The 21,019-nt window shown below is 41.3% G+C and carries 11 protein-coding genes; 4 read left to right on the top strand and 7 right to left on the bottom strand.

The annotated features are described in order from the left end of the window. Positions 1-92: 92 nt before the first annotated feature. Positions 93-1,361 carry an NRAMP family divalent metal transporter gene (locus tag AN944_RS19170; RefSeq protein WP_055026257.1) on the bottom strand — a complete coding sequence of 423 codons (1,269 nt, stop codon included), beginning with the start codon at positions 1,359-1,361 and terminating at the stop codon, positions 93-95. 561 nt (positions 1,362-1,922) lie between these two features. On the opposite strand from AN944_RS19170, the gene AN944_RS19165 reads away from it, so the two are divergent. After that, positions 1,923-2,582 (top strand): glutathione S-transferase family protein, encoded by a 660-nt coding sequence (locus tag AN944_RS19165; RefSeq protein ID WP_055026256.1) that lies wholly within the window; start codon positions 1,923-1,925, stop codon positions 2,580-2,582. 67 nt (positions 2,583-2,649) lie between these two features. Here AN944_RS19165 and AN944_RS19160 read toward each other — a convergent pair whose 3' ends face one another. The 4 genes from AN944_RS19160 to AN944_RS19145 all read right to left on the bottom strand — a co-directional run bounded on the left by AN944_RS19160 (position 2,650) and on the right by AN944_RS19145 (position 6,922). Beyond that, entirely contained in the window at positions 2,650-3,150 is a 501-nt protein-coding gene (locus AN944_RS19160; protein WP_055026255.1) for a DUF4447 family protein, read from the bottom strand. Positions 3,151-3,216: 66 nt separating this feature from the next. After that, on the bottom strand, positions 3,217-3,621 hold the full coding sequence (locus AN944_RS19155) for an SMI1/KNR4 family protein (RefSeq protein WP_055026254.1): 405 nt from the start codon (positions 3,619-3,621) through the stop codon (positions 3,217-3,219). 150 nt (positions 3,622-3,771) lie between these two features. Continuing rightward, positions 3,772-4,566, bottom strand: a complete 795-nt coding sequence (locus AN944_RS19150; protein WP_055026253.1) for a RelA/SpoT domain-containing protein — start codon at positions 4,564-4,566, stop codon at positions 3,772-3,774. A gap of 286 nt (positions 4,567-4,852) precedes the next feature. Beyond that, positions 4,853-6,922, bottom strand: coding sequence for a M13 family metallopeptidase (locus AN944_RS19145; protein WP_055026252.1), 2,070 nt, complete (start codon positions 6,920-6,922; stop codon positions 4,853-4,855). A 320-nt stretch (positions 6,923-7,242) separates the two neighbouring features. Here AN944_RS19145 and rsuA point away from each other — a divergent pair, with 320 nt between their 5' ends. Further along, positions 7,243-7,932, top strand: coding sequence for a 16S rRNA pseudouridine(516) synthase RsuA (gene rsuA, locus AN944_RS19140; protein ID WP_055026251.1), 690 nt, complete (start codon positions 7,243-7,245; stop codon positions 7,930-7,932). Between the two features lie 100 nt (positions 7,933-8,032). Here the strand turns inward: rsuA and AN944_RS21990 are convergent, their stop codons facing one another. After that, on the bottom strand, positions 8,033-12,973 hold the full coding sequence (locus AN944_RS21990) for a S8 family serine peptidase (RefSeq protein WP_055026250.1): 4,941 nt from the start codon (positions 12,971-12,973) through the stop codon (positions 8,033-8,035). Positions 12,974-13,428: 455 nt separating this feature from the next. On the opposite strand from AN944_RS21990, the gene AN944_RS19130 reads away from it, so the two are divergent. After that, a complete protein-coding gene (locus tag AN944_RS19130) occupies positions 13,429-14,385 on the top strand; it encodes a LysR family transcriptional regulator (RefSeq protein ID WP_055026249.1) in 957 nt (318 codons plus the stop codon). A gap of 131 nt (positions 14,386-14,516) precedes the next feature. On the opposite strand, the gene AN944_RS19125 is transcribed toward AN944_RS19130, so the two are convergent. Continuing rightward, entirely contained in the window at positions 14,517-19,538 is a 5,022-nt protein-coding gene (locus tag AN944_RS19125) for a S8 family serine peptidase (protein WP_082420066.1), read from the bottom strand. Positions 19,539-19,987: 449 nt separating this feature from the next. Here AN944_RS19125 and AN944_RS19120 point away from each other — a divergent pair, with 449 nt between their 5' ends. Further along, positions 19,988-20,890, top strand: coding sequence for a LysR family transcriptional regulator (locus AN944_RS19120; RefSeq protein WP_055026248.1), 903 nt, complete (start codon positions 19,988-19,990; stop codon positions 20,888-20,890). The last annotated feature ends 129 nt before the right edge of the window (positions 20,891-21,019 follow it).

Genomic DNA, 21,019 nt, shown 5'->3' with positions numbered 1-21,019 from the left:
TCGGACGCGGATTATACCTGAAAAAGGCCAAATAGTTCAGATTATCTGCAATGAGATTGACGTCTTTCATTATAGACAAAAATTTATTGTGGTCACGACGACTGGATGGCGAGTTTCCAATATATAAATAGGCACGAAAACCCAACGAGATAGACTAAGCCTAACCCAGCGAGTATTTTCATTTTTGTACCGTACCTGTGTTGCTCGGGAAGCGTCTCACTGGTCATCAACCTTAAATTTAACCAAGCAAAAATGACTGTGGTTAGAAATGCCAATGTCATGACAAATTCAAGTAAAGGCAATAATGCCCCTTTGAAGAACCAAATCAAGGCTAGCCCCAATGAGGACACCAATAACATGACTCTGGTTAATCTTTTAGTACAATCTTGCTTGTTATTTAACAGCTGCCAACCAATATCTAAGGTGCGACTATAGCCATCAATAACGGTCACTGTTGTACTGAAAATACATAAAAAAGCGACTAAACCAATTAAATATCGTGTTTCTTCGCCCATGACATCGCTATATAAATCCACTAATTGACTGGCAAATTTAGCACCTGAACTTGAAAATACTTCGCCGCTTCCATGCATGACTAACGCACCTAATGCGAGGAAAATAATCGCTAAAATTGCAGTGACAACAAAGCCTAAGTTGAAGTCAAATATAGCCTGTTTACTAGAAATAGTTTGGGTCTTTTTCTTTTCAAGTAACCAAAGGGAGTTCCACGCACTGACTTCAATTGGCGCAGGCATCCAACCCATCATTGCCACTAAAAAACCAACATAAGCCCATTGCCATGGGCTCACCGTTTGCATTGTGACTATCGGGCCTTGATAGTGTTGCCACGCCAGTGCAACTGCCACTAAGGTCGTTAAAGTTAGTGCTAGCATAATGACTTTGGTCAATTTATCGAGGAGTTGATAATGGCCAAGGATTAATAATGCAAGGGAACTGATAAGAACTAAAAATGCCAGGATATCGATGGGTAAAGGAATAAATTGAGTCAACATGGCTGCGGTTAACATACACACCCCTGCAGTACTGGCAATAGCTGCAATGGTATTGAGGCAAGTGAACATCAATAAATAACCACGACCTTGTTTTAAATAGCCGTGTAGTAGGCTTTCGTTTGTCGCTGCGGTATAGCGGGCGCCAGCAGCAAAAAACGGGTATTTAAGCAGATTAACCAGTAAAACCACCCATGCCAATTGCCAGCCAAACTCTGCGCCAGCCCGAGTAGAAGAAACCAAGTGTGACGCGCCGATTGCTGCTGCCGCCATTAATATTCCAGGGCCTAAACTGGCCAATAATGTCGATGTAGAAAATTGGCTATCGGTTATGGTTTTATTTTTCGGCATGATTTTTCTTTTTAATTAATAGAAATAAAACGTTAATAAATATTAGCTTACGACTATGTCATATTTTCCTTAATTGGAAAAGTAACATTGCGTTTACAAATGGTTTTGAAACTCTTGCGCAACAAATGGAGAGGCGCGATTGGGTTTAGAATCTAGTGAAGTAATGCAGCATAAAGTATTGTCTACTGGAGAGTTTAACTATAATTGCAAACAAACATGGGAGTGGTTTAGCTCAGTTTAGTTAAGGTCGAACAAGTCATTACAAACGTTGTTTAGTGCAGTTGATTTCATGGGATACGATCAGGCGACTCATTCGGCTATTGGGGCTTTATGGTACGGTAAAGTGACGTATCAGTTTTAACACATTTCAGTTTTAACGCATTTCAGTTTTAACTTAATGATCATATGCTAGCTTAAAATTAGAAAATAGTAAGACGAGCCACAGGCTCGTCTTTTACTTTAAGTGGACTATCTGGCACTGTTATTTTGTTTACTATTAATGAAAGCTGATTTTCAATCATTTGTTAAGCAGACCGACAACTCATCATAGGAAGATAAAACATGAACGTAGAAGTAAGCACTGGCATCATCTTATATGGCACGCCCCGAAGTAGAGCGCTGAGAGTATCATGGTTACTGGAAGAGTTAGGTGTTGAATGGGAGTTTAGATTCCTTAACTTTGCCAAAGGTGATAATCGGAGTGAAGCATTTTTAAGCCTTAATCCAAGTGGCAAAATGCCCGTTATTTCGGATGGTGATTTTGTTATGACTGAGTCCGCTGCGATTTTGCAATATCTTGCTGAAAAATATGGCAAGGGTAAATTTTTACCTGAACCCGGCAGTAAACAAGCTGGACTGCACCATCGGTGGGTGAGCTTTGTGATTTGTGAGTTAGAACAGCCGTTATGGAGTATGGGTAAACACCGTTTTGCATTGCCAGAAGAGCAGCGATTAGATGCGATGCTCCCCGTGGCAAAATTTGAATTTGATAAAGCCGCCAACATTGCCGAATTATGGGTGCCAGAGACTGGTTATGTTTGTGGGGATGAATTAACTATTGCGGATATTTTACTGACGCAAACTTTATTGTGGGCAACCGTATTTGAGCAAACGATTCCGCCAAAACTTGCAGCTTATCGCGATAGAGTGAAGCAGCGCTCTGCAATGACATCTGCATTAGAAAAGTCAGAAAAGATTGCTAAAGCTGCGCAAGAAGAGTAGCGATTAACATGAATAAATGACAACAAAAAAGGAAGCAATTGCTTCCTTTTTACATGCCACAGATGGACTAAAGTTGCGTTGCAGCCCATTTAGCTCGACTTTCACGAGACTCGCTCATGCCGCTGTCAGCGCGGTAGCTTTTGTAAGCTTCAACCTCAAGCGGTACGAGGCTCACTTCTACTTCAAGTACAATTTGGCACTCTTTTTTGATGCGCCAAGCGGCAGTATTATAAAGCTCTGTGAAAGGCAGTGAGCTTAAAAACTCAGGATTATACTGAGTATAAATTGCTTGTGTTGGGTAGACCACAAACGCTAAACGGCGTTTAGGCTCAGTTTTAAATAAAGCTTCAATACCGTCAGTGGTATTAAGGACCTGCATTTCAATCGTATCTTCGATTTCAAGCAACTTCTTTTGCGCAACTTCAGGCGCATCGGCTTCACCCGCTTCCCATGCAGTGACAGCATCTGCTGTAGTTTTAGTTAGCTCAGCAATTTGTTCTACGTTCAAGCCCAATGATAAGCGTAAACACTTCATTTCAATTGCGTTTAGGGCGTTTGATTTAGCCATGGTATTTCCTATTTAATCTGTTTTGCAGTCTTAATTTGCAAGGGAAAAGTATTCACCAACAAGTCTCTATTTGCGTTTAAGCCAGATGTCTTGAATCCAATCCCATAACGATTCCCACATGATGTCTGCCATACGTCCGTTTTTGAAAAAACGAATATTGGCTTCTTGGTCGATACAGTAAAAGTTATCCCCTTGCTGGCAGATAGCAATGTATTCTCTTGGCATACCTACAGACCATGCGTAGCTCGTGACTTCTGGTAAGTAAGTGTGCGAGTAAGGGTCTGATGCTGTCACCATTTCAATGGCGCCATAAATCACATCACTGCCAAAAAGCAGGTATTCTTTTAAATCATTTGGTAGTGAAATTAATATCTGTTCTTCCACTTCAACCAGTTGCTCGAAAGTCGGTAATTCAAGTGGCACAGGAACCGTTTCACTTAACTCTTGAAGCATTTCGATGACGTCATTCATCAGTCTTTCCCGTTATCGGCAATAATGGCGGGAGTATAGCTTGATTAACGCTGTTAACCAATTATCTCACTGGCAAAAACGCAAAAAAATGCACCTTAAAGTAAGGTGCGAAAGGAAGGGGGCAAACGTTGAAACTGGAAAATAGTGGGCTTAAGCCGCTTGGGGTTGGTCTCCTATATGAGTTGGGTCAAATTGAGCAAGACTTTGGCGTTTATAGCTAAGCCATGCTTTGTGGTAAAGCTTGTGAGATGACTGACGTAAACGCACAATTTGCATCATTTCGAAGTCATTCAATGGACGGTGCTCGGCTTGAGCAATATCCTCAATATGTTGAATTTGCTGATATACCTGATGTTCTGGACCACTTTTGATGTCTGCAATTTTAGCTAAGTGTAATTGCACTTCTACGATCATTTCAGACTCTGGCAGTTTAACCAGCAGGTTTACGTCGCGGTAACCAGATGCTTTTGGCTCAGCAAAGCGGTTTTTAACCTGAACAACTTCAGTGCTTTGGTTAAGGGCGTGATAACTGCGCATCAGGGTGCTGACATCATCTGCAACCAGTGTGGCTCTGGCAATATCGGTAATATAACTCGCATCACCCTCAAATTTACGTTGAATCTTTTGCTGCGCACGTTGATAGGTTTTTATCTCAGGGATTATCACTTGTGTATGGCAAGTTTGGCTGATGTCGTTTAATAAACGGCTAAGTTCATTTTGTGCTAGCGGAGCGCGTTCATACAGTTGGTCTAGGTTATCGGTATATTGTATGGGGGCTGCACCTGCTGTGCTGGCTAAATTAAATAGACTGTCTAAATCATTTACTAGAGCATGACTAACATCATAAATTGGTTTTTCTGCGCTAGTATCAACCGTTACAGCAATAGCATTACGGGTTGTTAGTAATAATAAAAAGATAAAAAAAGTTCGAAAAATTCTATTCATTTGCAATACCACAGACTCGATAACATTGAGTGCATTCAGTAAACGGAGTTAATCATCTAACCCTTTTGAGATATGGGATTACTTTAGCTGGTTGAAGCTGAATCAATGCTGAATATTTTACCGAGTTTCGGAGGGTTTACGCTTCTTTACAAAGTCAATGTAAATAGTGTGAAGGAGGATTTTCGTAGGGGTCTAATTTCTATTTTCTAGAAAAAGAAAAGGACATCTATAAGATGTCCTTTAGATATTCTGCTATTCCTTTATGAATAACAATTGCTCTATAGCATTACCAAATTTTGACGCGTTTAGCAGGTTCGATATACATTTTATCGCCTTCTTTTACGTCATAAGTGCTGTAAAACTCAGGCATGTTTGACAGTGCACCTAATGCACGGAAATGACCAGGTGAATGGGGATCTGTCGCAACACGGTTACGTAATGCTTCTTCTTTCATTTTTACTCGCCAAATTTGAGTAAAGCCCATGAAGAAACGCTCATCACCTGTTAGACCGTCAATGACCGGTGCTTCTTTGCCATCTAGCGACATTTTGTAAGCTTTATAGGCAATAGTGACACCGGATAAATCCCCAATGTTTTCGCCTAAGGTGAGTTCACCGTTCACGTGTAAGTCATCAAATACTTGATAACCGTTGTATTGTGATACTAACGCTTTCCCTTTCGCAGTGAAGGCTTCTAAATCAGATTCTGTCCACCAATCACGCATGTTGCCTTCGCCATCAAACTTAGCACCTTGATCGTCAAAGCCATGACCCATTTCGTGACCAATTACCGCACCAATACCACCGTAGTTAACAGCATCATCAGCTTGCATATTGAAAAATGGCGGTTGTAAGATTGCCGCTGGGAATACAATTTCATTCATGGTTGGGTTGTAGTAAGCATTAACGGTTTGCGGCGTCATGTGCCACTCACCTTTATCAATTGGGCCGCCCAATTTTGCGATATCTTTATTGTGGCTTTCAACGCTTGCACGTTGTGCATTGCCAACTAAATCATCACCTTTGATGGTTAACTTACTGTAGTCTTTCCACTTATCAGGGTAGCCAATTTTAGGATTAAACTTGGCCAGTTTGTCTTTTGCTGCAACTTTTGTATCTGCACTCATCCAATCCAGTGAATCAATACTTGTGCCGTATGCGCCGCGAAGGTTTTCAACTAACTCACTCATGCGCTCTTTAGCTGCAGAGGTGAAGTGACGCTTAACATACACTTTACCAACGACTTCGCCTAAAGTGCCGCTCACGGTATTTACACCGCGCTTCCAACGAGGCTCTTGTTGCTCTTGACCATTTAAGGTTTTAGAGAAAAAGGCAAAGTTTTCGGCGTCAATTTCTTCAGATAAGTTACTTGCTGCATGGGTTAACACATTCCATGTCATGTAGGTTTTAAGTGTTGCTAAATCAGTTTCACCAATCACGTCACTTAGGCCGCTAACATAGCTTGGTTGGTTGATAATGATATCTTTTTGCTCAGCAACGCCCATAGTGGCTAAGTATTGCTTCCAGTCAATGTTTGGTGCTATTTCAGCTAATTCAGATACCATCATTTTGTTGTATGTTTTGGTACTGTCACGTGTTTCAACCACATCCCAATGCTTTTCTGCAATGGCTGTTTCAAGGGCTAAAATTGATTCAGCTGCCGCTTTACCATTTTCAAGACCTGCTAAATTGAACATTTTCTCAATATGGGCGACGAATTCATTACGGATATTAACGAAGCGCTCTTCGGTATTAAAGTAGTAGTCTTTTTCAGGCAGGCTTAAACCATATTGCCAAATATGTGTGGCGTAACGAGTTGAATCTTTTGCATCAACATTGATGTAAAACGCAAGCGGAGTGCCGTAACCATTGACTTGACTGTATGCAAAGTAGTTGGTTAAGTCAGCTTTAGAATCAATTGCTGCGATTTTATCGAACTCAGGTTGAATTGGTGTAACACCTAATTTATTGAGGGTTTCAACGTCCATAAAGGCACGGTAAAGATCAGCCACTTTTTGCTCATCTGTTCCCGCTTTAAGGGTTGGCATTGCTGCTACTTCTTCAATAATGGCTTTAACGTCTTCACGGGCATTCTCACGTAAATCGTAAAACGCACCAATATTAGTACGATCACTTGGGATCTCAGCCGTTTTTAACCAGGTTCCGTTTACGTATTCATAAAAGTCATCTTGAGGACGAACTGACTTGTCGATATTTTGAAAATCAATCCCTGAAGTTAACGCCGCTTGAACAGCTTCTGCTGTCGCCGTTTTAGATGTATTTTCAACTTCATTTGTACATGCGCTGAGTCCAGCGATCAAAGAGGCGCAAAGCCCTCCAATAACAAGCTTTTTCATGTTGTTTCCTTTGCATTGTAATAATAAGCCCTTCATGGACTTTGAATGCTGACTTTTCATTTACCCTTTCTGTTTATTGGAGTTAAAACAAGAAAGTGCAAATAGAAAATCAGTCTTTATAGTTGTGAAGTCCATGTTAAGTGCTCAAAAGGGCAATTAACAAGTGGATTAGCCACTTTTGTTGATAAAATGTGAGCTTTTAGCAGGGAGATATGTAACTAAAAATTACCGCTCAACACAGGTTGTGGAAGATTTGATGTTCATTTATTCATTGAGCCCTCATAATAGTGACCCATTAGACTTGGTAATTGGTTGTAGTAATGCGTTTAGATAAATTTATCTGTGAAAGTACTGAGCTGACTCGCTCATTAGCAAAAAGAGTATTGAAGTCAGGTGAAGTGACCTGTGACGGCGTTGTGATTAAAGATGCCAGCTTTAAAGTGGGCACCGATACTGAGGTTTGCATTGAAGGACGCAAAATCGAGGTTATTGGCGAACGCTACATTATGATGAATAAGCCTGTCGATACCATTTGCTCAACTATTGATGAAGAGTACCAGTCTGTTTTGAGTTTAATGGATATCGAAAAAGTTGAGACGTTACACATTGCTGGGCGTTTGGATGTGGACACAACCGGCCTTGTATTAATTACCAGTGATGGCTTGTGGTCTCACAAGATTACCTCACCTAAAAAAGACTGTGGCAAACGCTACTATGTTGAAGTCGCTGAATCACTGGATGAAGCGTTAATTGAGACTTTTGCTGAAGGTGTCCAATTACGAAATGAAGATGGCCTAACTAAACCAGCGATACTTGACATTATTGATGCTACTCATGCCAGACTAACTATAAGTGAAGGTAAGTATCACCAAGTTAAACGTATGTTTGCAGCTGTGGGCAATAAGGTGATTAATCTGCATCGTGAAGCCATAGGTAAAATTGAAATGGAAGATGACCTGTTAGAAGGTGAGTGGCGTTACCTTACTGATGAAGAAGTGAAATCAGTTTAATCCACGTTGATTTGTTTGAACAGGTTCCGCTAATTTAATCGCGAACATAAAAAAGGGCCTTCTTTAAAGAAGGCCCAAACACTAGTTTTGGAACGCTATTTTAGTGTAGTTTACGGCGACGACTTGCGCCTAGTAAACCAAGTAAAATCAGACTAAAGATCCCCATGCTACCGCCTGAGTCAGATTTAGCTGGCGCTTCATCTGGCGCCACTTCTTCTGCTGGTGGAGTTGAATCAACACCATCAGAGTTTACAGTGAGCATAAAGCTAGTGCTGGCATGATCATGTTCGTTTGCTGCATCCATAACTGTTACAGTGATTTCAGTTTCACCATGCCAGTCAGTGTCTGGAGTGATAGTAAAGCTCATTCCATCTACTTCAATAGAAACATTCTCACCTGATGCCATCATTGCAACTGCCCGGCCTTCACTATGCATATATTCAACGGTTAACCCTTCCATAACGTTATTCTCATCCATTTCGTGGTTAGCGATATCAAAAACTGTGATATTGCTACCAACAGGTACAGGAATAATTCGTGTCACAGTATTGGCATTAGTCAGCTCAGAAGTTAAGGTGACTTCGTTATTACTTCCAACTGCAGCTGTATTGACCATTGCTGAGAAACGTGTAACAAGACGAGTACTTTCAGGACCTTGATAGTTAGCACATACCACCATGTCACTAGCTAACTTTTCAGGCTCATTAATAGCGTATTCATCAAAGTTGTAACCATTAACAGGGTAGTAGAAACCACGCACACCTTCGTAGCCTTTCATGCCTACAGTATGTTTACCTTTATCTTCATTCATTTCTTTGTACGCGAACATAATTTCATAAGTGTTCGGGGTAAAATCAATGTCTGCAGAGGCCAACATTGTAAACTCATAGTGGGTGTCATAATCTATTTCATTACCCCATGGTCCTGGAATAGAGCCATACATGCGTTTCCATTGGATAGCTAGGTACTGATTTTGATTAAGTGCTGCAGCATAAACGCCATATTCATATGGAGTAAAAGTTGCTAAGTCCATTCCTGATTCATTGATGGTAACTCCGTTTTTGAACCAGAAAGGAGCAATCAATAAGTCACGAGCACCGTCCCATACAAGAGACTCTCCAGGTAATGAGAATAGGGCATGGGCATCAAATCTCATTAAACCGTCACCTTGAATGGTGATGATGTTGTCGGTATCTTCCGCAGCTACACCATAAAGTGGGATGTGCGGGAAGTATTTGTCGTATCCAACAAAGTCTGGAATTTCAAAGCGCTGATCCCACTGATTACTAAAACCTGGTAGTTGGTCAACCCCAATAGCTTCCAAGTCTAGGAAGTGAGTTGCATCAGAAAAAGGTAGGCGACACATGTCATCTTCAAGACTCGTAGTGAATTCATAGCGACGTTCTGAATCTCGTGATGAAGCCTGCATTCCGCTAATGCTAACTTGGTTTGCATCAACATTACTTTCAAGGGTTTCAAAGAATTCATTACCACGCACCGAGTCAGCAATTAAGGTCATACCTTCTGGTAGCGTCACATTGAGGTTCACTTCACGTTCTAGGCCGTTAAGGTTAGCTTCGTGAACTATTTCAAAGTCGACAATATCACCAACTTGAGCGCCAGTATGACTGCTATTTAATACCACTTCATCTTCTGAACGGGTGAGACGCAATGGCAGCATACCAATATCATCCATGTTTGTAGAGTCCGTCCCTAATGCGATAACGCCATGATAAATATCGCCTTCAACAGCATCTGACATACTCCAATTTAATGATAAATTAACTGGGTCAAAACCATTGCTTTCAATACCATCAATAGTCACTTCAGAGCTTACTTCATCACTGACCATGACTAGGTTCGTCACAATGCGATTCGCTTTATTATATGGATCATACCAACCTTGGCCCCATTTCATGTTAGTCACGGTATACCAATATTGACCTGGTTCTGGGTTATTGATGGCGCAGTAATCTTGTAAGCGCCAATCTGAAATACAGATTGCCTCGTTGCTCCAGTGGATTTTTCCATCATTATTGACATCACGACCAAGATCTAGTCGAGACGCGTATCTGATTTCATTATCCTCATCGGTGATTTCTACCACGAGTCGCTTTGTCCCTTCAGGTACTGTAAACATACGGTAGCCTATTTGAGATTCTGCTGTAGGTAATGAATCTTCAATGTCCCATGGCCATAGTTCATTCATTTTTAAGTGGTATTCTTTTGACTCACCCATGCTCATACCATAGACGGTGGCGGCTACCGATGATGAAGCTGGTAACACCATATCCGGTGTCAACATTGTGCCTTGTTCACGAGCAAATTTTGCATGGATATTTACAGGTATATCAGCTTTCTTATAGGTAGTGATTACAGGAATACGTTGAACAGGCTTACTGCTATCACTTGGTGATAAAGTTAGTTTACCGTAAAAATTATAACCATCGCTGTTACCTGCGCCTAGTGGAGAGTCTGATTGAAAATCAAGATCAGGTAATTTAGCTGTCACCATAATACGCTGGGTTTCTCCTGCTTGCAGGGAGAAACTTGCTGGAGTGACAGTTAAATCTAGCATTGAAGCACCAATGTAACCCATTTCTTCTGCAGTCACATTCCAACTACCATCTTCGGCTGCTGTAACTGTTCGGAACCAGCTGCAGCTTCCTTTACAGTCTCGGTTTACAATATATGGTGTGTTGAGCTTTGACACATCACCACCGGCCATTGGGTTTGCGTTGGTGTAATTATCAATGGTTTCATCAAGCAGTAAGGTCGCGTTAACTGCTGCTGCGACATTAATGACTCCAGCGCCTCCTTGATCGTAACTAAAGTTAGCTTCTGATGCTGTGGTGGTGAGTGCTGATTGGATTTCCGCAGGAGTCCAATCTGGGTGAGCATTTTTAATTAATGCCATTGCACCAGCAACATGTGGTGATGCCATTGAAGTACCACTAATTGCTGCCCAGTTCATGCCGTAACCATCAAGCGTAAATATACGATCGTTGGCATAAGCGGCAAATACATCTACACCTGGAGCTGCAACGGTTGGAGTCATCACATTTGGGTTAGTTGTGCTTGGGCCTCTTGATGAGAAGTCAGCTAGTAAGTCGCTTTCTCCCATTTCTGTATACAAAGAAGCATCACTTAAACTGGCACGATGACCAGTACCTGAAGCTAACCAGGTAACGAGTTTAGTACCGTCAGATGCACCGACGTGTGCAGTTGGTAATGAGTAGAAATCTTCTACTTTAATGGCTTCGTATACAGGGTACTCCCAATCTTGTTGGATATTATAAAGAATCAATCCACCTGCACCGCCAGCCAAAATGTTATCTGCTTTTGCTGATCTAGGTTGGTCGCTACGTTGACATACAACAATTGGCATCTCTGTTAATGCACTGCCATCAGGGTAAGCAGTAAAGGTATTTACATCAAAAGGTGTATCACAGCTGGCATTATCGGCGTTGTAATCAGCCGCTAATACGACAGGTCCTGTATATGCACCAGTGATTGATGCAGCATTCATAGGTCCATAAGGGCTAGGGCTCTCTTCACCGCCTTCAAAATTATCAATGGTTTTAGGATTGGAGGTAATAACACGACCGTGTGTTGATGCGGCAACTGTGGTAACCCAAGGTGATACATGGTCCATCCAGTAATCTCCAGCATTGCCTGCTGAAGTCGCTACTGAAATACCCGCTTCACGGGCTGCTAAGAAAGCTAATTCGGTAGGTGCTTCCCATGGAAATTGCTCTGCACCACCGATAGAGTAGTTGATAACATCGACACCATCGGCAATCGCATCATCAATGGCTTTCAAAGTCGTCTCTTGAGGGCAACCAGCGTAAGGAGCATTGCCACCACCAGCCCAACATACTTGATATGAAATGATATTAGCGTGAGGTGCAACACCTGAAACCCGAGGAAAAACAAGATCAGTGTCTCGACCAGTTATTTCATCGCCATATCCAGCTTCTGAAACTTGGTAAGCGACATCAAATAATACGTTACCAGCAACCGTTGATGCGGTGTGTGATCCATGACCATTGTAGTCTTCACCGTTAGCTGGGCGCGCTCTATCCCAGCTCCCCCACCAACCTTCACCTTTAAATGCTGGGTCGCCATAAGTATCTGTAATCTCAGTGTAAGAGCGAATACCAATTAATTTGTCATTACACATGTTGGCAAATTCTTCGAGCTCACAATCACCAATATAGTTACCTGAACCCATTGGGTTTAAAATGGCGACACCATCGTCACCCATTGCGGTAAAAGACGGATGGTTAGAGTTTATACCAGTATCTAGAATACCGACTTTAATACCAGCACCTGTAAACTCAGTGCCCTCGGTGACATTACCATTCCAGATTTGGTCAGCACCGATATGTTGCGGACCGACATCAGTATGCAACTCTAAAATAACTGAACGGGTTATGGCTTTAACGCCGTTTAAGTTAGCAACTCTAGCTGCTTGAGCTTGAGTTAATTGCATGCTTATACCGTTGAATGCGTATTTGTATGACTGGCGAATATCGGCTGCAACGCCAATTTTACTGCTGATTTCAGATTGGATACTCGCTTGTTGGTTTTGCAGATAGTTTACATAACTGCGGCTTGCTGTTGATTGTGTATTCACTTTAGCTTTAGTTTGCTTACCAAACTGTTGTGCGGTGATGGCTGGTGCAGTAGCGGAGTAGCCAGCAATGCCTCCATTGTAGGTTGCAACAGGTTGGTCGGCTAATTGGATAATATATGTATGTTCACCTGGCGCTAAGTCCGTTTCTACATGAAAAGGCGTTTTTATATTGGCACTAATGGCTCTATGTTGGTTTGGCCCAGTTGTTAACCCTTCGCGGTTTAACAATTTACTCTGTATTTCTTGCATTTGTTGATATTCCTCATTTGAAATATCAACAGGCTTTACATCTATACCTTGAAGCAATAACGGTCCGTCTTGTTGAGGGGGGGTAGCAACGGCGCCAGCCCCAGCTGCATATATTGCAGCTATCGTCATTAGACTTATTTTTTTTAGTTTCATGGAACCTTCCCTATTATTGTTGTTTGAACAGGTCAAGCACAATCCTGCAGCTCCTTTTTAACGTTCAGCACAATTCACATCCAATGTCTTTGGGCTATGCATAAATGCTCAAAAGGAATGCATAAATGGAATAAGAGATACAAAATAACATCTGTTAATTGATTGTTAATGTTGTTATTTGGGGTTTAACATTATGTTTTTTAATGAGTTAGGAAGTTCCAATTTAAAAGGGTGCTCAGTTGTTACAAAGTTGTTGCGTTTATTGTTTTTGGCCTCAAAGTGTTCTTTGGGATACAAATGGTCACAGATTGAAGGGTGGTTTGTGATTGATTAGTTATTTGCTTTTGCTAAGGTCGTGTTACCCAAATAACAATAAAATTAATGTGTTTTGAACTTTGGAAATTAGAGCCGAATTTAATGATTTTTAGATGTTCAATATCGGGGAGGATAAGTAAATGGAGCTGAGGCATATTAAGCATTTTGTGTTGCTTGCTGAAGTAAAAAACTTTAATAAAGCGGCTGAAATACTCAATATCACTCAACCTTCTTTATCAAAAAGCATTAAGCGTTTAGAGCTTCTGATTGGTGGACAGTTACTTAACCGAGACTCCAAACCTGTATTTGTAACTGCATTAGGGCAAGTTTTACTCAAACATGGCCAGAAAATCTTAAAAGAATTCGAAGAAATGGAACAAGAGGTAACCTTGTTTCAAGGGGTTGATGATAAAGAATTACGAGTAGGTGCCAGTCCAATCCCCTCAAACAGCCTTGTTGGACCGATTGTCGGTGAATTTTTACGTCATTATGCTGATATGAGTGTCGAGTTAAAAGTCGCCCCTTGGGAAGATTTATATCAACAGTTGATATACGGTGACATTGATTTTTTTGTTGCTGAAACCAAAGTCACAGAGCTTGAGAAAAGTGAATTATTAACGATAACCAAATTACCGCCATTTAAAGTGATTTTTTGCTGTCGCCCCAATCACCCATTAACGCAACTACAACGGTTATTTTTACCTTCATTTAGAGATTATCCATTAGCTATCCCGCGTCATATGCCGCAATCTATTGCCGATGCGTTTGAGGACTTGTTTAAGCAACAACGAGAAGACTTTTCGGGTATGGTGCGTTTCGATCAATTTCATCCCATTAAAGAGTCCATCATTAATGGTGATTTAGTTGCGTTAACTCCTGAAATTTCGGTAAGAAGCCAGCTTGAAAAAGGCGTTCTGGTTGAATTGTCACCCTATGTCATGCCACTGATTTATGCACGATTTAGCGTGGTGTCGTTAAAAGAAAAATCTCACTCTAATGCCGCTGAGGGTTTTATTGATTTTCTGGTTAAGCGTGCAGAGGATGTTAAATTGGAGTCACCAATGCAAAATGAAAAGCAAGAAACTGTGTTGGCTTGATTTCATGCATTGTGTGACTGAGTTGCTTACAGCAGATTATATAATGTGTTTGCATAACGAAAAAGGCCTTCAATTGAAGGCCTTCTGATTTTATCGATATCGCATTGACATATTATGTGAAGGTATTGAGCTTAATGACGTTTTTGACGACGTATGGTCGTAAACCCCAACATCAATAACAACCCCCATAAACCTAAGCTACCGCCTGAATCAGATTTGGGTGATTCTGGCTCAATTGGTTTTTCTGCTGCTGGTGGCGTTGGCTCAATACCGTCAGAGTTTACCGTCAGCATGAAGGTTGTTGAGCTCATGTCGTTCGGAAAAACGTTGTCAGATACTGTAACTGTGACCATTGTTTCACCCCAAAAGTCAGCTGCAGGCGTAATGTCAAAGCTTGAACCTGAAGTATGACCGTTCACAACCGCGGTAATATTGTCACCCGTAACTGTAATGGTGTTGGCTGAAACGCCTCCATCATTGTCAGCATAGGTAACGGTAATACCTTCGAATGTGGTGTTTTCATCCATCATTTTATCGCTAATATCAGACATAATGATATTTGAGGCGACATTAATCATTTGCTCCGCATTGGCATTAGCAATACCTTCGATATCACCAGTAACGGTGACGCTTTGATTAACGCCAAGGGCGTCTGTTGTGACTTCAGCTTGCATATTCACAACCACAATACTGTCACTTGGACCAGTAATGTCATAACACACCACTAGGTTGCTAGACACTTTGTCTTCAAGATCATTGAAGGCATAGCTCACACCTGTGTGGCCTTTTAATGGGCCATACGTGCCACGTGGGCCGTTATATCCACGAACACCAATTGAACCTTCACTCGATTCACCTGCAAAATCAATGTTGTCATAAGCCATGATAATTTCATATTCACCTGGCGCATGACCAGTATTGTTTTTCAAAAATACTTGGTAATCATAGTTATCATTTCTTGGTGTTATTACTGTATTCCAGTTTTCATCCCAACTCTTGTCATGAGTTGCCGCTTTATTCCATTCAATGATGGTGAAATCATCGGCAAAGGCTAATGTCACGCCTTTTTCTTGGTTGATATCCCAGCTTTGCTCATACATAGCCAATGTCCACTTCTGTGGAGCAAACATGGCCATAGGGTCTGTAGCATCTAAGCCGCCCCATAAAGGCGCAATGATGAAATCAGGTGGAGTTGAATATTCATTAGTTGGTAGTTCTAAGTACATATTCATAGGGACAAAATCCCAAGGGTTATAGTTACCCGTATCTAATTGCAACCAACCTTTAGAACTTAGAATCATAGAGTCAGTACTAAAATAATCCTGATTATCAAATGGGGTTAATGTACCAGCGTTTAGAGGCATTTCAACATCATGAACCCAGTTTCCACCCCATTCAGTCGCTTCAAAGAAGCTACCCCACGACACGTTAATGCCAAACTTTGCCAAGTCTAGATACCCACCATCTACGGGTGTTCCATCTGGATAGTCAATATCCAATGGTGTACGACACATGGCATCTTCAAGGTTTGTGGTAATGGTGTAATTGGTTTCACGTGCTGAGGTATCAAGCTGACTACGTAATAAGCTAAAACCGTTTTCAGTTTCACTCAGCCCTTCAATTGCAGCGATGCTTCCTGGTACTAATTTAAGACCTGCCGATAATGTTGCATCGAGCTCTAAAGAACGGTCATTACCAGATAAGTTAGGCTGAACCACAACACTCACATCAATAATATCGCCTACTCGAGCAGCATCTTGAGAGCTATTAATTGAAACACTATTCACATCGCGCTTAATGTTTAACGGAACGATTGCTAAAGAACCTGGCGCATTATCACCTGCTGAAATAGCAGCAGCTGAGTAGTAATGCTTTCCTTGTTCCATCTCCATATTCCAGTCGATAGTTAATGAAGAATTTAGCTCGCTAGTATCTTCAAAATTAAGGTTAATAGCTGATGAAGCTTCTTTAGGAATCACCACATGGGCCATTTCAATCGTATCGACATTATCGTATGGGAATAATGGGTAGGCACTCATTACTAAGATTGTGTATTCACCCGCTTCAGGCTCTTCTAAAGCACAGAATTGACCTTTGGTTGTTTGTCCAAGCATTGAACCACAAATGGCTTCAGATTGGTGTAAACGCCCATCATTGTTGAAATCTCTAAAGATATAAACATCTGATTGAAGGTACTGGTTAAATGGATGGTCAGTATCAGAGGCAACGCGACCTAATAATTCAGCACGTAAAACCGCGCTGTTTTCAGGTACGTCGACAACGAAGGTTTTGATGTTAGGTAGTGTGGTATCCCAATAAAATTCTTCATCAATGGTTATCGCACTAAACTGACGGCGAGGTAGATCAAAGGTTTCGGTTGTTGCTTCAACGGGAGTATATGCAACACCAGTTAAACTCGAACCAGGTGCGCCAAACGGGACATCAGCTATCACGTGCTGAGATTGGTCATCGTTTGCGGTAATATTGATGGTGTTCGGCAGTGTTTTTCCGTTGTACGTTGCCAAAAATGGCCAATGTGCAGCAGGAATGGTTTGATCTTGAGATGTGAATTGAATTTCACCCGCAGCCGTTTGAACTGTGCCATCGTACCAAGCCATGTCTGACTCTTTAAATAGGCTAGTGATGGTTAAGTCTATCGTTTCGCCAGCTTTAAGGGTAAAGGTTGATGGAGTCACGTTAACTTTTGCGGTTGGATCTAAGGTAAAATCCCAAAACAGAGGCGAGCGATCAGAATATAGGGCTTCAACGCTCCATGTTCCATCGCGGGTTGCTTTAACTGTACGGATCCAGCTACAGCTTAAACCACAATCTTTATTAATGAGTTGCGGTAAATTAAGCTCACGCACCTGACCACCATTTTGTGGATTAGCTCTGCGAAAGTTATCTGCAGTCTCATCCATGACAAGACCACTGTTAATCGCGTGTTCAACATTGACTAGGCCATGTCCTGCTCTATATGGGCCTGCGACTTCAACTTTTCTATCTAAAGGATGAACGGTTTTAATCGCTTGGCTATTGGCGGTCATTTGTAATGCAGATTGTACTTCTGATGCTGTCCAGCTCGGATTTGCTTGACGCACTAAGGCCATAACACCTGCAACATGTGGACTTGCCATTGAAGTACCGCTAATAGCGTTATAATTACGGGTATCTGCTTGCGGGTTTAATGGATTTTCATCATTCCAAGGGGCAAAAATATCGACCCCTGGCGCCGCAATTCCAGGTGAGAATAGCTCTTCAATAGTGCTTGATGGGCCACGAGATGAGAAGCTCGCTAGTTGATCTGCATTTTCTGGAGTGATAACGCGCGTAGCTGTCGATGCGGTAATGGTGCCTTGTAAATCACTGCCTGATTGAAGCCAAGGTTGAAGGCCTTTCGTTTGCCAATTGCCATACCATTGATTTGCCGTGATATGTACACCTGGTATTGCATAAGTGTCATTAGCGACGTCATCGGCTTCATCCCAAGTGTTATAAAGTACAAACCCGCCCGCGCCACCTGCTGCTGCATTTGAAGCTTTTTCAACGCGTGCAATATCACCACGTTCACAAATAACAATGTCTGACGCTTGGAAAGTATCGGCAGGGAAAGGTGAATTACAACGTGCATCACCAAAATCAGCGGCGATAACAAAGTTACCGGTAAACGACTCTGAAATACCAGCGGCATTCAGCCTATCGGGAACTAACGTTTCGTCGCCACCGACAAAATTATCTAGTGCTTTATCTTCAATCGCAATTGAGCGTGCATGAGTCGTTGCTGCAACGTTCAACACCCAAGGTGATGTGTGGTCTACGGTATAAAGTGAGTCTTCACCATTTGCCGCGCCAGAATTACCTGCAGATAGTGCAACAGCGACACCCGCTTCTCGGGCCGAAAGAAACGCCATTTCAAACGCATCATCCCACGGGAAACTTTCACTGCCACCAATTGACATGTTGATGACATCAACACCGTCTTTAATCGCTTGCTCGATAGCAAATAACATGGCATCGCCAGAACAGCCGCCACTTACCATACACACTTGGTATGAGATGATATTTGCATGTGGTGCAACGCCTGAAATTGATGGCATTTGCACGCCAATAGGGTCACCAGGCCCGCCGCCAAGTTGTGAACCAACGACATCTACATCATATAAAACATTACCCGCAACTGTGCTTGCTACATGGCTACCATGGCCTTGAAAATCTTCACCAAAATCTGGTGCTAATGGGTTTCCCCATTCATCTTTAAATTCAGCAGTTATGTCTTTGTGAGTATATACACCGATTAACTTATCATTACATCGTGCTGCAAACTCTTTAAGGCTACAATCCCCTAGGTAATTTCCTTTGCCTAATGGATTCGTGTGTTCAAAACCATCACCGCCTACGGCTGCAAAAGAAGGGTGATCAGTATTGATGCCAGTGTCAATAATACCCACTATCATGCCTTCGCCTTTGTAGGCTGCGCCATCTACTGTGGAAGTGCCATCCCAAACGCCAGTTGCGCCAATGTGCTCTGGGCCAACATCGGTATGTAATTGATAAACTTTTGAGCGTTGAATGTAGGCAATTTCTGACATAGTAGACAGCTGCATTGCTTCTTCTTGGGTCATTTCAACGGTAAAAGCGTTTGCAGCTAAGGTAAATTGTTGTTTTACCTCTAAGCCCGCTTTTTGAATAAGACTTTGCTGTTTTGATAGTAAGTGATTGGTATAAGCATCAATGGCATTAATACTTGCGCCAGTGGCGACTCCCGCTGTGAATAGTTTGGTATTTTTATTATTGAGTGTAGCCTGAGTTGCTTGTAAACCTGGAATATCACCTTTGTAAGTTGCTACAGAATTGCCATGCATTCTTACTATGTAGGTCTGTTTGCCAACAATGTCTTGTTCAATTTGAAACTTGTCTTTTGCTTGCTTAGCTTGGAAATGAATGTTGCGCATGTCACCACGTCGAAGCGGCGCAGTTGTATCGGTACCCATTCTTGCCTGAGTTTCCTTCTGGGCGAGGTACATTTCCATTAAGTTAACGCCTTGCAATTGCACATTATCATTTGCAGATGAAGGGCTACTTGCAGCAACACTACCAACACCGCCCGCATATATTGCAGCCAATGTCATGAGTGATAATTTTTTTAATTTCATGATGCTTCCCTATTAATTATTATTTTAATAACTGCAAATGAATATATTTGACAGTTAAATAGAGTTTGCAAAATTGTTAATTAATAATCCAATGCGAAATTAAGCATTTAATGATGCACAAAAACTATTAATTAATATTCTGTCTATGATTTTATTAATACATTTTTTGAATCGGTTTGATGTTTATAAGTAATCGATTAACTGTAGATTAATTGATACATATTGATACGTGTCGCAATTTGTTTATGTCCATTAAAAACAGTGGGTTATGATGGTTTTACTTTTGGGGTTATTTATATTGATTTGTTATTGTGTTTATAGTTAATATTAAATTAATAAATTACTTTCTAATATTTTTAATTTGTTTTTATAAATTGTTTTTTAATAGTAGGTTGACGTGAATGCTATTGATTAATTGTTTTTGTATTCTTATTTAAATTGGGTTTGTTATGGAATTGCGTCATTTAAAACATTTTCTTGTTGTTGCTGATTTAAAACATTTTCATCGAGCTGCACTGGAATTAAACTTAGCCCAACCTTCGTTATCTCGAAGTATCCAAAAAATGGAAGACTTACTCGGGGCTAAATTATTAGAGCGAACTTCTCGCTCTGTGACATTGACGCCATTTGGTGAGATTGTTGTGGAACATGGCAGCCGAATAATACGCGATGTCGATTTTTTAAAGCGTGAGATACAAGCGATTCAAGGGCTTGAAACCGGTGAATTAATTATTGGTGCTAGTGCTATTCCATTAAACAGTATCGTCGGGCCAAGTATAGGGCAGTTTATTCATACATTTCCCAATGTGAATGTAGAATTAAAAGTGGGTAATTGGTTATCGCTATATCAGCAGCTATGCAAAGCTGAAGTCTCGCTATTTATTGCTGAAACTAAAGCGACAGAATTAGAACAAAGAGATGATATTGAGGTGGTGCCGCTGCCGAGTTTTCAAGCTATTTTTTGCTGTCGTAAAGCGCATCCATTAACACGAATAAATCCACTGACTTTAGCTGATATTAAGCAGTATCCCATTGCTATTCCATCTGCCTTACCTAAGACCCTATATGATCAATTTGGCGACCTGTTCAATAAGTATCGTAAAGGATTTTCTGGTTTAGTGAAATTTGAGCAGTTTCAAGCAATTAAAGAGTCATTGAGCGAATGTGACTTAGTTTCTTTAGCACCAGATGTTTCGGTCAAAAAAGAGCTCATTAATGGCTTGTTTGTCGCATTGCCGATAACCGATATGCCAGATATAAGAGCATCGTTCAGCATAGTGTATTTAAAAAGCCGCAAACTGACACCGGCAGCTAAAGCTTTTATCGATTTTATTCATCCAGCAAAGTGCTAATTTTACAGGTTTCTCTTTGATGAATGTTGTTTAATTATTGCCTCAATCGTGTCGAATAGCCACTGAAATAACGGTTTGTTTCTATGGCGATAGTGATGACAAAAATTGCTATTCAGCTCGACAGGTTTC

This window comes from Shewanella sp. P1-14-1, from assembly GCF_001401775.1.
Classification (GTDB): Bacteria; Pseudomonadota; Gammaproteobacteria; order Enterobacterales; family Shewanellaceae; genus Shewanella; species Shewanella japonica.
This window is presented reverse-complemented; position numbering and strand designations above follow the sequence as displayed.